Annotated in this window: 5 protein-coding genes; all 5 read left to right on the top strand. The window is 74.5% G+C overall.

The genetic code is table 11. The features are described from left to right. Positions 1–148: 148 nt before the first annotated feature. From ACIBKY_RS12740 to ACIBKY_RS12720, 5 genes are read left to right on the top strand one after another with little or no spacing between them, the layout of a single operon-like run. Entirely contained in the window at positions 149–721 is a 573-nt protein-coding gene (locus tag ACIBKY_RS12740; protein ID WP_397096800.1) for a GNAT family N-acetyltransferase, read from the top strand. Then, positions 715–2,001: a lysine N(6)-hydroxylase/L-ornithine N(5)-oxygenase family protein gene (locus ACIBKY_RS12735; RefSeq protein ID WP_397096799.1), complete on the top strand. Its 1,287-nt coding sequence runs from the start codon at positions 715–717 to the stop codon at positions 1,999–2,001. Before ACIBKY_RS12740 ends, ACIBKY_RS12735 begins: the two co-directional genes overlap by 7 nt. Then, positions 1,998–4,961 (top strand): amino acid adenylation domain-containing protein, encoded by a 2,964-nt coding sequence (locus ACIBKY_RS12730; protein ID WP_397096798.1) that lies wholly within the window; start codon positions 1,998–2,000, stop codon positions 4,959–4,961. Before ACIBKY_RS12735 ends, ACIBKY_RS12730 begins: the two co-directional genes overlap by 4 nt. Continuing rightward, the gene (locus tag ACIBKY_RS12725; protein WP_397096797.1) at positions 4,958–16,570 is read left to right on the top strand and encodes an amino acid adenylation domain-containing protein; all 11,613 of its coding nucleotides are present in this window, start codon (positions 4,958–4,960) and stop codon (positions 16,568–16,570) included. The genes ACIBKY_RS12730 and ACIBKY_RS12725 overlap by 4 nt, the downstream gene beginning before the upstream one ends. After that, on the top strand, positions 16,567–16,773 hold the full coding sequence (locus tag ACIBKY_RS12720; protein ID WP_397096796.1) for an MbtH family protein: 207 nt from the start codon (positions 16,567–16,569) through the stop codon (positions 16,771–16,773). The genes ACIBKY_RS12725 and ACIBKY_RS12720 overlap by 4 nt, the downstream gene beginning before the upstream one ends. Positions 16,774–16,806 lie beyond the last annotated feature (33 nt).

Raw genomic sequence — 16,806 nt, 5'->3', positions numbered from 1 at the left:
GGGCGATTGTCCATGTCAGGTGGGATATGGCCTGTCTAGGGCCTTCACACGTGATTTTTCCGTCGTTGACAGGCTTCGCAACTGATGTTTATTTAGGCTTGCCTTGCCTAAGTTTGGTAAGGCGAGCCTAATCTTTGGAGTGGTAAGCGTGCTGAAGGACCTCATAGGGCCGCCGCCGCTGCCCGTGTCGGGCGTCAGATGGCAGGTCACCCCGGTGGATCCACAAGCGGGTGACGCCGAGATCGTCCACACGTGGATGAACGAGCCGCACGTGGCCACCGCCTGGGACCAGGCCTGGCCGCTCGAGCGCTGGAACGCGGAACTCGGCAGGCAGCTCGGCGGCGATCACTCCCGCCCCTGCCTGGCCCACCTCGGCGGCGAGCCGGTCGCCTACCTGGAGATCTACCGGGTCGCGCGCGACCGCCTCGCCCCGCTCTACCCCCACCGCCCCGGCGACCTCGGCGTGCACGTCGCCATCGGCGCCCCGGGCAACATCGGCAGGGGCCTCGGCCGCGACCTGCTGCGTACCGTCGCCGACGGCCTGCTCGCCGCGGACGACTCGTGCACCCGCGTGGTCGCCGAGCCGAACATCCTCAACACGGCCTCCATCCGCGCCTTCACCGCCGCCGGGTTCCGCCGCGCCGGCGAGGTCACGATGCCGCACAAGATCGCCGCTCTCATGGTCCGCCCGCGCGACGAGGGGGATCTCCCCACATGGTGAACTCGGTCCACGACCTGGTGGGGATCGGTTTCGGCCCCTCCAACCTGGCCCTGGCCATCGCCCTGAACGAGCCGGAGGGCGCGGGCCTCGACGCGATCTTCCTGGAGAAGCAGGAGTCCTTCGGCTGGCACCGCGGCATGCTCATCGACGGCGCCACCATGCAGGTGTCGTTCCTGAAGGACCTGGTCACGATGCGCAACCCGGCCAGCCCCCACAGCTTCGTCGGTTACCTGCACGACAAGGGCAGGCTGGCCGAGTTCATCAACCAGAAGACCATGTACCCGACCCGGCTCGAGTTCCACGACTACCTGGAGTGGGTGGCCGGCCGCTTCGAGCACGTCGCCCGCTACGGGACCGAGGTCATCACCGTCGACCCGGTCGTCCGCGACGGCGTCGCGCACTGCCTCGACATCGTCAGCCGGGCCGACGGCGAACTGGTCACCCACCGCGCGCGCGGCGTCGCCATCGCCGCCGGGCTGCGGCCGGTCCTGCCCGAAGGCGTCATCTCCGGTGACCGGGTCTGGCACAGCCAGGAACTGCTGAGCCGGCTGGAGGGCTTCGCCGAGCCGTACCCGCGCAGGTTCGTGGTGGTGGGGGCCGGGCAGAGCGCGGCCGAGGTCGTGGAGCACCTGCACAGCCGCTTCCCCTCCGCCGAGATCTGCGCGGTCTTCTCCCGGTACGGCTACAGCCCCGCCGACGACAGCCCCTTCGCCAACGCGATCTTCGACCCGGCCGCCGTCGACCACTTCTTCGAGGCGCCCGGCGACGTCAAGCGCATGCTGCTGGACTACCACGGCAACACGAACTACTCCGTCGTCGACCTCGACCTGCTGCAGGAGCTCTACCGGCGCATCTACCAGGAGAAGGTCGCCGGCCGCCCGCGCCTGCGGATCCTGAACATGTGCCGGGCCGCCGGGCTGGAGACCCACCGTTCCGGGGTGTCGGTCGGCGTGCGGTCCCTGGTCACGGGCGAGGCCGAGACGCTGCGCGCCGACGCCGTCGTGTACGCCACCGGCTACCGGCCGACCGACCCGCTGGACCTGCTCGGCGCGGCGGGCGAGTACTGCCTGCGCGAGGAGGACGGCGGCCTCAGGGTCGGCCGCGACCACCGCGTGGAGACCGCGCCCGAGCTGCGCTGCGGCATCTACCTGCAGGGCGCGACCGAGCACACGCACGGCATCACCTCCACGCTGCTGTCGACCACGGCCGTGCGGGCGGGGGAGATCCTGCGCTCGCTGCGCGCCCACGCCCGGTCCGAGGTGGAGGAGCCAGCCCGGTGACCGGCTCGCTGCTCGAACTCATCGAGAGCCGGATCGCGGCCGCTCCCGGTACGGAGGCCGTGCGTCACGGGTCCGCCTCGCTCACCTACGCCGAGCTGGACCGGGCGGCGAGCACGCTGGCCGCGCGGCTGGCGGAGCGCGGAGCGGGGCCGGAGCGGATCGTCGCGGTGTCGCTGCCGCGCTCGCTCGAACTCGTGGTGGCGCTGGTGGCCGTGCTGAAGACGGGCGCCGCGTATCTGCCGGTGGATCCGGAGTATCCGGCGCCCCGGGTGGAGTTCATGCTCGCCGACGCCCGCCCCGTCCTGACGCTGCGCCCCTCGGACGTGGACCTTTCCGCCGGTACGGCGGCGCCCGGCGTGCGGACGGACCCCCGCAACCCCGCCTACGTGATCTACACCTCCGGCTCGACCGGGCGGCCCAAGGGCACGGTGATCACGCACGAGGCGATCGTCAACCGGCTGCTCTGGATGCAGGACGAGTACGGGCTGAAGCCGGACGACCGCGTCCTGCAGAAGACGCCCTCCAGCTTCGACGTGTCGGTGTGGGAGTTCTTCTGGCCGCTGATCGCCGGGGCCGCGCTGGTCCTGGCCGATCCCGGCGGGCATCGCGATCCGGCGTACCTGGTGGAGCTCATCCGGCGCGAGCGGATCACCACGGTGCACTTCGTGCCGTCCATGCTGCGGGCGTTCCTGGCCGAGCCGGGGGCGGGGGAGTGCGTCTCGCTGCGGCGGGTGGTCTGCAGCGGCGAGGAACTGCCCGCCGACCTGGCGGCCGGATTCCACCGGGTGCTCGGCGACCGGCTGCACAACCTGTACGGGCCCACGGAGGCGGCGGTGGACGTCACTTCGTGGGCCTGCCGCCCGGGTTCGGCGGGCCCGGTGCCGATCGGGCGGCCCGTGTGGAACACCACGATCCGCATCCTCGGCCCCGACCTGCGCCCGGCCGCCGAAGGCTCGGAAGGTGAGCTGTACATCGCCGGTGTCCAGCTGGCCCGCGGCTACCTGGGACGCCCGGGGCTGACGGCCGAACGGTTCGTGCCCGACCCGTACGGGCCCGGCCGCATGTACCGCACCGGTGACCTGGCGCGGCTGCGGGCCGACGGCGCGATCGAGTACCTGGGGCGGGCCGACGATCAGGTGAAGATCCGGGGATTCCGGGTGGAACCTGGCGAGATCGCCACGGTGCTGGCCGGGTGCCCGGATGTGCGGCACGCCGCCGTGGTCGCCCGCCCGGCCCCCGGTGGCGTACAGCTGGTCGCCTATGTGGTCCCGGAGACCGGTTCTTCGGGAAATATCGAGCTTTGGCGGGAGTTCTTGGCGGAGCGGCTGCCCGCCCACCTCGTGCCGGCGGCGTTCGTCGCCATGGCGGAGCTGCCCGTGACCGTGAACGGCAAGCTCGACCGCGCCGCCCTGCCCGAGCCCGAACGCGAGACCGGCGGCGAAGCCCCCGCCACCGCGGCCGAGCGCACGCTGGCCGGGCTCTTCGCCGAGGTGCTCGGGCTGCCCGAGGTGGGCGCCGGTGACGACTTCTTCCGGCTGGGCGGGGACAGCATCCTGGCGCTGAGCCTGGTCGGCCGGGCCCGCCTGGAGAACCTGGTGCTGACGGCCGGTCAGGTGCTGGAGCTCGGCACCGTACGCGCGCTGGCCGCCGCGGCCCGTGCGGGCGTCGTCGAAGAACCTCCCGAGCGGGCTCTCGGCATCGTCCCTGCCACCCCGATCATGCGACGGCTGCTGGAGCGCGGCGGGCCCATCGACGGGTTCAGCCAGTCGGTGGCGCTTCGCCTGCCCGCCGACGTGGACGCCGCCCGCCTCACCGCGGCCCTGCAGACCGTCCTCGACCACCACGACCTGCTGCGCGCCCGCCTGGTGGACGACCACCTGGAGGTACCGCCACCCGGAACCGTCCAGGCGGCCACGATCCTGCGCCGCGCGGACGACCCGGCCGCGGAGATGGGCGACCTGGCCGAAGAAGGGGAGGCGGCAAGGAAGCAGCTGGCGCCTCGGGAGGGCGTGATGCTCCAGGCCGTCTGGTCGCCGCGGGCACGCGTCCTGCGCCTGGTCGCCCACCACCTGGTGATCGACGGCGTCTCCTGGCGCATTCTGGCGGAAGACCTCGCCCGCGCCTACGACGGCGCGACCCTGCCCAGGTCGGCGTCCTTCCGGCGCTGGGCCACAGCTCTGCCCGAGCACGGCCGCGCGGAGGAACTGCCCCACTGGATCACGACACTGACCGGTACGGCACCGGACGGACCCGGCACGCGCGCGAGCGCGGGGCGGCTGACGCTCACGCTGGAGGCCGATCTGGGGCGGACGGGCACCGCCGAGCTCCTGCTCACCGGCCTCGCGGCAGCGCTCGCGCGGGCCGGGGACGGCGGGCCCGTCCTGCTGGAGCTGGAGGGGCATGGGCGTGAGGGCGAGCACGCCGACCTCTCACGCACCGTCGGCTGGTTCACCAGCATGTTCCCGGTCCGGCTCGACCCGGGCCGCCCCGGCTGGGACGACCTTGTCGCGGGCGGGCCCACGGCGGGCCGTACGCTGGCGCGGGTCACCGAGCAACTGGCCGGCGTGCCGCGCAAGGGCATCGGGTACGGCATCCTGCGCCACCTGAACCGTTCCCCCGAGCTGGACGGCCTGCCGCACCCCGCGGTCTGCGTCAACTACCTGGGCCGCTTCACCGAGTCCGCCGCCGACTGGGCCATGATCCCCGAGCCCGGCGCGCTGGCCGACGCCGCCGACGAGGGCCTGCGGCCCGCCCACGAGCTGACGATCGACGCCGCCGTGGTGGAGACGCCCGCCGGCCCGCGCCTGGACGCCACGTTCACCTGGGCGTCCATGGACGAGCGGGCGGTGCGCGAACTGGCCGCGAGCTGGTTCGCCGCGCTCGGCGCGCTGGCCCGTCCGCAACCCCTGGTCGCCCTCGGCCAGGACGAACTTCACGACTTCGAGGAGATGCTCCGTTGAGCCGTGTCCAGGACGTCTGGCCACTGACCCCTCTGCAGGAAGGCCTGCTCTTCCACGCCCTCGGCGACGAGGCCGACCCGTACGTCGTGCACACCACGCTCGACCTGCGCGGCCCGCTCGACGCCGCCGCGCTGCGGGAGGCGGCCGAGGAGCTGGTGCGCAGGCACGACAACCTGCGCGCCGCCTTCACCCACCGCAGGAACGGCGAGCCCGTCCAGGTGATCGCCACCACGGCCGCCGTGCCGTGGCGCGAGGAGGACCTGACCGGGCGGCCGGAGTCGGAGGCGGAGCTGGTCAGCGCCCGTGAGCGGGCCGCGCGCTTCGACCTGACCGAGCCGCCGCTGCTGCGCTTCGTCCTGCTGCGGCTGGCGCCCGAACGGCACCGCCTGCTGGTCACCAACCACCACCTGCTGCTCGACGGCTGGTCCCTGAACCTGCTGCTGCGCGAGCTCATCGACCTGTACGGCGGCGCCGAGCCACCGGCGGCCGTGCCGTACCGCGACTATCTGACCTGGCTGGCCGCGCAGGACCGGCAGGCGGCGATCACGGCCTGGCGCGAGCATCTGGACGGCCTGCCCGGCCCCACCCACCTCGCGGGGGGCAGGAGCGGAGGGGCCGTGCGGGAGGTGGTCAGCGAGCTGCCCGCGGACCTGACCGCACGGCTCGGCGCGCTGGCCCGCGAACGGGCGGGCACGTTGAACATGGTCGCGCAGACCGCCTGGGCGCTCGTTCTGGGCAGGCTGACCGGCCGCGACGACGTGGTGTTCGGCACCACCGTCTCCGGGCGCCCGCCCGAGCTGCCCGGCGTGGACCGGATGGCGGGACTGTTCATCAACACGGTGCCGGTCCGGGTACGGCTGCGGCCGGACGTCCCGGTCGGCGAGCAGCTGTCCGGGCTCAGGGCCGGGCAGGCGGCGCTGAACGGGCTGTTCCACGTGAGCCTCGCCGAGATCCAGGCGGGCGGGCTGTTCGACACGTTGCTGCTGTTCGAGAACCATCCGGCCGGCGGGCTGGGCGGCGCCAAGGGACTCGTGGTCGCGGGCGCCTCCGAGCGCGACGCGACGCACTATCCGCTGACGGTCTGCGTGCGGCCCGGCGAACGGCTGCGCGTGGAGCTGTCCTACCGCGAAGGAGCCTTCGAGGCCGCGGCGATCGAACGGATCATGGGCTACCTCGTCCAGGTCCTGACCCGGATGGCCGCCGATCCCGGGCAGCCCGTGGGCGAACTGGACATCCTCCCCGGCGCCGAACGCGCCACGATCCTCACCACCTGGGCGGGCACCCGCCCGGCCGCCCCGCCGATGACGCTCGCCGAGGCGTTCAGCGCCCAGGTCCGGGCCACGCCCGGCGCGGTCGCGGCCGTAGGACCGGACGGCGCCGCCCTCACCTTCGCCGAGCTGGACGCCGCCGCCAACCGGCTGGCCCGGACGCTGGCCGCCCGCGGCATCGGCGCCGAGGACGTGGTCGCCCTCCAGCTGCCACGCGGCATCGGGATGGTCGCGGCCGTGCTGGGCGTCTGGCAGGCGGGCGCCGCGTACCTGCCGCTCGACCCGCGCTACCCCGCCGGCCGCCTGGCCCACATGCTGTCCGACGCCCGCCCCGCCCTGGTTCTCACCGACCCGCCGGACCTCGCCGCCGGCCATGCCCAGGAGCCGGTGACGCCCGTCCGGCCGTGCCTGCCCGCGCATCCGGCCTACGTCATCTACACCTCCGGCTCCACCGGGAAGCCCAAGGGCGTGAGCGTGCCGAACGCCGCCGTCGCCAACCTGCTGGAGTCGCACCGCGGCGACGCCATCGCCCGCGCCGAGGCGGCGGTGGGCGGGCGGCGGTTGCGGGTGGGGCACGCGGCGTCGTTCTCGTTCGACGCCTCCCTCGACCCGCTGCTGTGGATGCTGGCCGGTCACGAACTGCACGTCCTGGACGAGGAGACCTGCCAGGACCCCGAACTGCTGGCCGCCTACACCGCGCGCGCCCGCCTCGACTACCTCGACGTCACCCCCTCCTACCTGCCGCCGCTGCTGGCCGCCGGGGTGTTCGGAGAGGGACGCCACCGGCCCGCCGTGGTGGCCGTCGGCGGCGAGGCCGTCGCCGAGCCGCTCTGGCGCCGCCTGCGCGCGACCCCCGGCCTCGTCGCCCGGGACCTCTACGGCCCGACCGAGTGCGCGGTCGACGCCTACCAGCGGCGTGAGGACGGCACCGCCGCGCCCGTCGCCGGTCACCGCGTGTACGTGCTCGACGCCGGGCTGCGGCCGGTGCCCGCCGGGGTGACCGGCGAGTTGTACGTGGCGGGCGCCGGGCTGGCCCGCGGTTACCTCGGCCGGTCCGGGCTCACCGCGGAGCGCTTCGTGCCCTGCCCGTTCGGGCCGGGCGGTGAGCGCATGTACCGCACGGGCGACCTGGCCCGCTGGCGGGAGGACGGCGTGCTGGAGTTCGCCGGACGGGCCGACGACCAGGTGAAGATCCGCGGGTTCCGGGTGGAGCCGGGCGAGGTGGAGTCCGTCCTGGCCGGGCACCCCAGGCTGGCCCACGCCCTGGTGACGGCCCGGCAGGACCGGCCGGGCGAGCGCCGCCTCGTGGCCTACGCGGTGCCCGCCGGCGACGGCGTGGACGAGCGGGAGCTGCGCGGCTATCTGGAGACGCGGCTGCCCGCGTACATGGTGCCCGCCGCCTTCGTGGTCCTGGACGGGCTGCCCCTGCTGCCCAACGGCAAGGTGGACCGGCAGGCGCTCCCGGCGCCCGGCGGGTCCGGGACGGCGGCGGGACGCGAGCCGAGGGACGCCGTCGAGCGGCGGCTGTGCGAGCTGTTCGCCGACGTGCTCGGCCTCGATCGGGTCGGGGTCGAGGACGACTTCTTCGCGCTGGGCGGGCACTCCCTGCTGGCGGCCCGCCTGGCCGGCAGGATCCGGGCCGAGCTGGGCGCCACGGTGCGGGTGCGCGCGGTGTTCGACGCGCCGACCGTGGCCGGGCTCGCGGGCAGGCTGGGGCCGTCGGGAGAGCGTCCCGCCCTGGTCGCGCGGGATCGTCCCGAACGGCTGCCGCCGTCGCACGCCCAGCGCCGCCTGTGGTTCCAGCAGCAGCTGGAAGGCCCGTCGGCCACCTACGCCATGCCGGCGACCCTGACGCTGGACGACCCGATCGAGTCCGGCCCCATGCGGGCGGCGCTCGGCGACGTCGTGGCCAGGCACGAGGCGCTGCGCACGGTGATCGGGCAGGCGGACGGCGAGCCGTACCAGGTGATCCTGGGAGTGGAGGAGGCACGGCGGCGGCTCGTGGTGCTGGACGGGGAGGGCGACCCCGCGGCGCCCTTCGACCTGGCGGCGGACCTGCCGATCCGGGCCTGGACGGACGGGCGGCGGCTGCTGCTGGTGCTGCACCACATCGCCGGGGACGAATGGTCGATGCGCCCGCTGCTGGATGATCTGTCGCTCGCGTACGCGGCGCGGCTGGCCGGAGGCGAGCCGGAGTTCGCGCCGCTGCCGGTGCAGTACGCCGACTACGCGCTGTGGCAGCGGCGCTGGCTGGGCGCGGACGACGACCCGGCCAGCCCCCTCGCGAGGCAGCTCGCCTACTGGCGGCACGCGCTCGACGGCGCGCCGGCGGCGATCGACCTGCCGGTGGACCGGCCCTGGCCCGCGGAGATGTCGTGGCGGGGCGCGAGCGTGGACGTCCGCCTCGACGTGGACGGCCTGGACGCGCTGGCGCGGCGCAGTGGCGTGACGCCGTTCATGGTCGTGCATGCGGCGGTGGTGGCGTTGCTGACCCGGCTGGGGTCGGGGACGGACATTCCGCTGGGTACGCCGGTGGCGGGCCGGTCGGACGAGGCGTTGGCGGATTTGGTCGGATTTTTCGTGAATACGGTGGTGTTGCGGGCCGACACCAGTGGCGACCCGACCTTCCTGGAACTCCTGGAACGGGTCCGGGAGACCGACCTCGCCGCCTTCGACCATGCCGACGTGCCGTTCGACCTGGTCGTCGAGGCCGTCAGACCGGAACGTGCCCCGGGACGGCCCCCGCTGTTCCAGGTCATGATCGCCTACCAGCACGCCGCCGGGACCACCGCCCGGGACATCGGGCTGGACGTCGCCAAGTTCGACCTCACCTTCGCCTTCACCGAGACCGGCGACGGACTGGCCGGGCAGATCGAGTACCGCGCCGACGTGTTCGACGCCGCCACCGCCCACGGGCTGGCCGAGCGGCTGGCGAACGTGCTGGAGCAGGTCGTGGCCGCACCCGATCGGCCGATCGGCGAACTCGCGGTCCCGGCCATGGACTCCGCCGCGGCCCCCGCGCCCGCCCCCGACGGCGCCGAGCCGCCGGACACCCCTGAGGCACGGACCCTCTCCCGGTTGTTCGCCGAGGTGCTCGACGTGCCGCACGTCGGCGCGCACGACGACTTCTTCCGGCTCGGCGGCCACTCGCTGCTCGCGGTCAAGCTGGTGAGCCGGATCAGGGCGGCGCTCGGCGCCGAGGTCGCCCTGCGGGAGGTCTTCCGGCATCCGACCGCCGCCGGGCTGGCCGGGCGGCTCGTCACGGCCCGCGACCCCGGGCCGGTGCCCATGGTCAGGCCGGAGCGGGTGCCGCTGTCGCACGCGCAGCGCCGCTTGTGGTTCCTGCACCGGCTGGAAGGGCCGTCCGACACCTACAACATCCCGATCTCGCTACGCCTGCGCGGGCCGCTGCGGGCCGGGGCGCTGCGGGAGGCGCTGGGCGACGTGGTGGCCAGGCACGAGGCGCTGCGCACGCTGGTCGGCGAAGAGGACGGCCTGCCGTACCAGGTGATACTCGACGCGGCGCGGGCGCCGCTCGCGGTGCTCGACGGGGCGGGCGATCCCGGCCATGCCTTCGACCTGGCCGGCGAGCTGCCGATCCGGGCATGGCTGCGCGCCGACGGGCCCGACGAGCACGTCCTGCTGCTGGTGCTGCACCACATCGCCGGTGACGAATGGTCGATGGGGCCGCTGCTGGACGATCTCTCGCTCGCCTACGCGGCGCGGCTGGAGGGAAACGAGCCGGACTTCGCGCCGCTGCCGGTGCAGTACGCCGACTACGCGCTCTGGCAGGCCGGCCGCCCCGTCGACCTGGACTTCTGGACGCGGACGCTGGCCGGGCTGCCCGACCGCGTCGAACTGCCCACCGACCGGCCGCGTGCCGGCGACCACCGGGGCGGCACGGTGGAGTTCGCGGTGCCCGCCGGGGTACGCGACGGGCTGGCCGCCCTGGCGCGGCGGGCCGGTGCCACCGCCTTCATGGTGACGCACGCCGCGGTGGCGGCGCTGCTGGCCAGGCTCGGCGCCGGCACCGACATCCCGCTGGGCACGCCGGTGGCGGGCCGCTCGGACGAGGCCCTGACGGACCTGGTCGGATTCTTCGTGAACACGGTGGTGCTGCGGGCCGACCTCGACGGCGACCCCTCCTTCCTCGACCTCCTGCAGCGGGTACGGCAGGCCGACCTGGCCGCGTTCGACCACGCCGACACCCCCTTCGACCAGGTGGTGGAGGCGGTCAACGCCTCCGGCAGGGACCTGTTCCAGGTCATGGTCGCCCACCAGAGCGGCCGGCCCGCGCGGCTGCGCCTGCCCGGGATCACGGTCACCGAGGAGCCGGTCGGTCACGCGAGCGCCAAGTTCCCGCTCACCTTCGCCTTCACCGAGACGGCCGACGGCCTGGCCGGGCTGATCGAGTACCGCACCGGGCTGTTCCGCGAGGACACCGTGCGCCGCCTGGCCGGATACCTCACCAGGCTGCTCGCCCAGGTCGCCGCCGAGCCCGCCACCCGGCTCGGCGACCTGGAGCTCATGTCCGACGGCGAACTGCGCGAGGTGCTGGCCGCGGGGGACGGCGAGGCCGCCGACGGCCCGCCCGCCACCGTGCCCGAGCTGTTCCGCGCCCAGGCCGCCGCCACCCCGGACGCCGTCGCCGTCGTCTGCGAGGAGGAGTCGCTCACCTACGCCGAGCTCGACGCGCTCACCGACCGGCTCGCCGGCACGCTGGCCGCCCGGGGCGCGGGACCGGAACGCGTGGTCGCGCTCGCGCTGCCCCGCGGGATCGGCCAGGTCGCCGGCGTGCTGGCCATCGCCAAGGCGGGAGCCGCGTACCTGCCGATCGACACGGCCTATCCGGCCGAGCGGATCGCCATGATGCTCCGGGACGCCGATCCCGTGCTGGTGCTGGCCACCCCGGACAGCCTGCCCGAGGGGCCCGTGCCCGTCGTCCATCCCGGCGACGACGAGTCCGGCACGCCCGTGCCGCCGCTGCCGCTCAACCCCGCGTACGTGATCTTCACCTCGGGCTCCACCGGGCGGCCCAAGGGCGTCGTCCTGGAGCACGCGGGTGTGCGGCAGCTCGTCGCCACCGCCGTCGAACGCTTCGGCGTCGGGCCCGGCAGCCGGGTCCTGCAGTTCGCCTCGATCAGCTTCGACGTGGCGTTCTGGGAGATGACCATGTCGTTGTGCACCGGCGCCACGCTGGTCGTCGTGCCCGCGGAGCGGCGCGTGGCCGGGCCCGAGCTGACCGGCTACGTCAACGACCGGCGCGTCACCCACCTGGCCCTGCCGCCCGCGCTGCTGTCGGCGCTGCCCGGAGACTGCCTGCTGCCCGAGGGCTCGACGCTGCTGGTCGGCACCGAGACCGTGACCCCCGAACTCGTCCGCCGCTGGACGGGCCGCCACCGCCTCTTCGACGCCTACGGGCCCACCGAGGCCATGGTCAACTCCACGCTCTGGGAGGCCGCCGGCGACCTGGAGAACCTGACCAGCGTCCCCATCGGCCATCCCGACGTGGGCAAACGCGTCTACATCCTGGACGGGCGGCTGCGCCCGGTGCCTCCCGGCGTCACCGGCGAGCTGTACGTGGGCGGAGCCGGTCTCGCCCGCGGGTATCTCGACCGGCCGGGTCTGACGTCCGAGCGGTTCGTTCCCGACCCGTTCGGCAAGCCGGGCGAGCGCATGTACCGCACCGGCGACCTGGCCCGGTGGCGGCACGACGGGGCCGTGGAGTTCGGCGGACGGGCCGACGGCCAGATCAAGATCCGCGGGTTCCGCATCGAGCCGGGCGAGGTGGAGTCGGCCCTGCTGTCCTGCCCCGGCGTACGCGAGGCCGTCGTCGCCGCGCACGAGTACGCCCCCGGCGACACCCGCCTGGTCGCCTACGTCACCGGCGCCCGGGACGATGCGGCGGAACTGCGGGCCCACGTGGCCGCGCGGCTGCCCGCCCACATGGTCCCCGCCGCCTACGTCACGCTGCCCGCGCTCCCGCTCATGGTCAACGGCAAGGTGGACCGCAAGGCCCTGCCGGCCCCGTCCGGCGGCGCCGCCGTGGCCGCGCGCGCTCCGCGCACGGCCACCGAGCGGGCGCTGTGCGAGATCTTCGCCGACCTGCTCGGGCCGGCGCGCGTGGGCATCGACGACGACTTCTTCCACCTGGGCGGCCACTCCCTGCTCGCGGTACGGCTGGCCGCCAGGATCCGCGCCCGCTTCGGCACCGAGGTGCCCCTGGGGACGCTGTTCGGCGCCTCCACGCCCGCCGCGCTGGCCGCCACGCTCCAGCACCCCGGCACCGCGGGCGCCCGCCCCGCGCTCGTGCCCGCCACCCGGCCGTCACCGGTGCCGTTGTCGTCGGCCCAGCGGCGGTTGTGGTTCCTGCAACGGATGGAAGGGGCCTCGACGGCCTACAACATTCCGATCCGGGTACGGCTGGGCGACGCCCCGGCCGCGCTGGAGGCACTGCGGGACCTGGTGATCAGGCACGAGGTGCTGCGGACGGTGATCGGGGAGCGGGACGGCGAGCCGTACCAGGTGGTCCTGGAGGTGGAGGAGGCGCTACGGCGGTTCGCCGTGGGCGAGGGGGATCCCGGCGCGCCCTTCGACCTGGCCGCCGAGCTGCCGATCCGGGCCTTCTTCCCCGCCGGCGGTGAGGTGCTGCTGGTGCTGCACCACATCGCCGCCGACGAGTGGTCGATGGGGCCGCTGCTGCGCGACCTGTCGTCGGCCTATGAGGCGCGGCTGGCCGGGCGTGAGCCGGAGTTCGCGCCGCTGCCCGTGCAGTACGCGGACTACGCCCTCTGGGAACGGCGGGCGCTCGGTGAGCCCCGCGACCCGGACGGGGCGCTGGGACGTGGTCTCGCGTTCTGGCGGCGGGCGCTGGACGGGATGCCCGAGGAGATCGTGTTGCCCCGCGGGACCGGCGCCGGTGGGTCGGTGGGCTTCCGCCTCGCCGCTGACGGGCTTCGGGGGCTGGCGCGCCGGGCGGGTGTGACCACGTTCATGGTGGTGCACGCGGCGGTGGCGGCGTTGCTGGCGCGGCTCGGTTCCGGGACGGACATCCCGCTGGGCACGCCGGTGGCGGGCCGGTCGGACGAGGCGTTGGCGGATTTGGTCGGATTTTTCGTGAATACGGTGGTGTTGCGGGCCGACCTCGACGGAGATCCATCGTTCCTGGAGCTGCTGGAACGGGTGCGGGAGAGCGATCTGGCCGCCTTCGACCATGCCGACGTGCCGTTCGACCTGGTGGTCGAGGCCGTCAACCCCGAGCGCGCGCCGGGCAGGCACCCGCTCTTCCAGGTCATGATCGCCTACCGGCACGCCCCGGAGACCGCGCTCGCCGTGGAGGAACCGGACACTGAGCAGGAGGCCAAGTTCGACCTCGCCTTCGCCTTCACCGAGACGGCCGAGGGACTCGACGTGCTGGTCGAGTACCGGGAAGGACTGCCCGGCGACGCCCTGGCCGCGGCGCTGGCCGCACTGCTGGAGCAGGTGGCGGCGGAACCCGGCCGGCGCCTGGCCGAACTGGACCTCCCCCCGGGAGAGCCGGGCATGTCGCGTGGCTCCGTCTCGCCGGCGCGCTCCGTGGCCGTCCGCCGTGCGGCCACGGCGCTGCGCCGGGAGCCGCGGGGGCCGGTCGAGACCCGGATGGCGGAGATCTTCGCCGGCGTGCTCGCCGTGCCCGAGGTGGGCGCGCTGGACGACTTCTTCCACCTGGGCGGCCACTCCCTGCTGGCCGTACGCCTGGCCGGGCGCGTGGCCGCCGAGTTCGGCACCGCCACCACGGTCAGGACGGTCTTCGAGGCTCCCACGGTCGCGGCCCTGGCCCGGCACGCGTCCGGCGCCGGTCAGGACCACGGCAGGCCGCCGGTGGTCCGGGCGGAACGGCCGGACGTCGTCCCGCTGTCGGCGGCACAGCGGCGGCTGTGGTTCCTTCAGGAACTGGAAGGCGCCACGGCCACCTACAACGTGCCGTTCGCGGTCCGGGTACGCGGGCCGCTGGACCACGACGTCCTGCGGGCGGCGCTCGGGGACGTCGTGGCCAGGCACGAGGCGCTCCGGACGCTGATCGGGGAGCGGGACGGCGAGCCGTACCAGCTGATTCTGGACTCCGGCGAGGCACGGCGGAGGCTGGTCGTGCGCGACGGGGAAGGCGAGCCCGAGCTGCCCTTCGACCTGGCGGCCGAGCTGCCGATCCGGGTGTGGGCGCGGGCGGTGGGCGGCGACGAGCACGAGCTGCTGCTGGTGCTGCACCACATCGCCAGCGACGAGTGGTCCGTCGGCCCGCTGTGGGCGGATCTGTCCGCCGCCTACGCGGCGCGGCTGCGGGGGCGGGCGCCGGACGCCGGGCCGCTCGCGGCGCAGTACGCCGACTACACGCTGTGGCAGCGCGACCTGCTCGGCGACGAGGACGCCCCCACCGAGCTCGCCGCGCGGCAGCTCGCCTTCTGGCGGGCCGCGCTCGACGGGGCCCCGGACCGCCTGCCGTTGCCCCACGACCTGCCGCGCCCGCCCGTCGCCTCGCCGGAAGGGGACTCGGTCGCCTTCGGCGTCGACGCGGACGGCCTGCTCGGGCTGGCGCGGGCGAGCGGTGTGACGCCGTTCATGGTGGTGCACGCGGCGGTGGCGGCGTTGCTGACCCGGCTGGGGTCGGGGACGGACATTTCGCTGGGTACGCCGGTGGCGGGCCGGTCGGACGAGGCGTTGGCGGATTTGGTCGGATTTTTCGTGAACACGGTGGTGTTGCGGGCCGACACCGGCGGCGACCCGACCTTCCTGGAACTCCTGGAACGGGTCCGGGAGACCGACCTCGCCGCGCTGGAGCACGCCGACCTCCCCTTCGACCGGGTCGTCCGCGAAACCGCACCGGCCAGGACACTCGCCTGGCACCCGCTCTTCCAGGTCATGATCGCCCACCACACGGCACAACCGCCGCTCGAACCGCTGCCCGGCCTGGACGTCCGGCCCACCGGCGCGGGGACGGGCACGGCCAAGTTCGACCTGGCCGTCGCCGTGGGGGAGGACGGCTCCGGGGTGATCGAGTACCGGACCGACCTGTTCACCCGGCAGCGTGCCGAGGCGCTCGCCGGCGCCCTGGCCGCCCTGCTGACCAGTGCCGCCGCCGACCCGGCCGCCCGCCTGTCGGCCCTCCTGCCCGACCCTCCGTCCTTCGCCCGCCCGGACGCCCCTCCCTCCGGCGAGCGCCCGCCCGCCTCCGCCCCTCCGGACGCGGCTCCCGGCGCCCGCCCGCCCGCCTTCGCCCCTCCGGAGCCGGCTCCCGGCGAGCGCCCGCCCGGCGTCGGCCGCCCGGACGTGCTCGCGTCCGGCGAGCATGATCCGGCCGTGGCGGAACGGCTGGCCGGACTGTTCGCCGCCGCACTTCACGGAGACCGCGGCGGCGCCCTTCCCGGCCACGAGGCGAACTTCTTCGAGCTCGGCGGCCACTCGCTACTGGCCGCCAGGCTCGTCAACCGGATCCGCGCCGAACTCGGCACCCCGGTCACGATCCGGGACCTGTTCGAGGCCCCCACCCCGGCCGCTCTGGCCGCCAGGCTCGCCGCCCCCGGACCCCGGGAGAGCGGGGCGCTCGACGGGCTGCTGCCGATCCGGACGGGCGGGGACGGGCCGCCGCTGTTCTGCGTGCATCCGCTGTTCGGGCTGGCCTGGTGCTTCATGGGGCTGGCCGGGCTCATGGACGGCCCCGTCTACGGGGTGCAGGCACGTGGGCCGGCGGGGCCGTACCCGCTGCCCGGGACGCTTGAGGCCATGGCGGCCGACTACGTCGAGCGGATCCGCGAGGTCCAGCCCAGCGGCCCCTACCGCCTGATGGGCTGGTCGTTCGGCGGGGTCGTCGCCCACGCGATGGCCGCCGAGCTGGTACGGCGCGGCGAGCACGTCGACCTCCTCGCCATGCTCGACTCCTACCCGCTGGGCCCTGGCGAAGAGCCGGAGACCGGCGACAATGAGCAGGACGCGCTGCGCTTCCTGCTGCGCATCGCCGGGCTGCCCGAGCCCGACCGGCGTGTCGGCCGGCGCGAGGTCGTCGCCACGCTCAGGAGGCGCGGCGGGCTGCTGGCGGAGCTCGACGAGGCCACGGTCGGCGCCATGATCGACGTCGCGGTGAACGCCGAGGACCTCATCCGGCCGGGCGCGCACCCGGTGTTCGAGGGTGACCTGCTGTTCGTCACCGCGACCGCCGACAAGGCCGGTACCACGCTGGACGCCGCCCGCTGGCGCCCCTTCGTCACCGGCGCCATCGACGAGCACGAGATCGACTGCGAGCACTACGAACTGGCCGACCCGGAGCCCCTCGCCCGGATCGCCGCGATCATGAAGGAGAGACTGCGATGACCAACCCGTTCGAGGACGCCGACGGCGTGTACCTGGTCCTCGTCAACGACGAGAACCAGCACGCCCTGTGGCCGCAGCGCCTGCCCGCCCCCGCCGGGTGGACCCAGGCGTACGGCCCGGCGGGCCGCGACGCCTGCCTGGAGTACGTGGAGGAGAGCTGGACGGACATGCGCCCGGCCAGCCTCATCCGCGCCATGGATTGACGTACCCGTTTTGCCATCCTGTCCCGGGGCCTG

Source organism: Nonomuraea sp. NPDC050394, from assembly GCF_044459065.1.
Lineage (GTDB): Bacteria > Actinomycetota > Actinomycetes > Streptosporangiales > Streptosporangiaceae > Nonomuraea.
The sequence above is the reverse complement of the archived record's forward strand: the minus strand, read 5'-3'. Positions and strand labels throughout refer to the sequence as shown.

Bases quoted from the DNA above. Each gene is read 5' to 3' on its own strand.
- ACIBKY_RS12720 (WP_397096796.1), top strand. From the start codon at position 16,567: ATGACCAACCCGTTCGAGGACGCCGACGGCGTGTACCTGGTCCTCGTC.
- ACIBKY_RS12735 (WP_397096799.1), top strand. From the start codon at position 715: ATGGTGAACTCGGTCCACGACCTGGTGGGGATCGGTTTCGGCCCCTCC.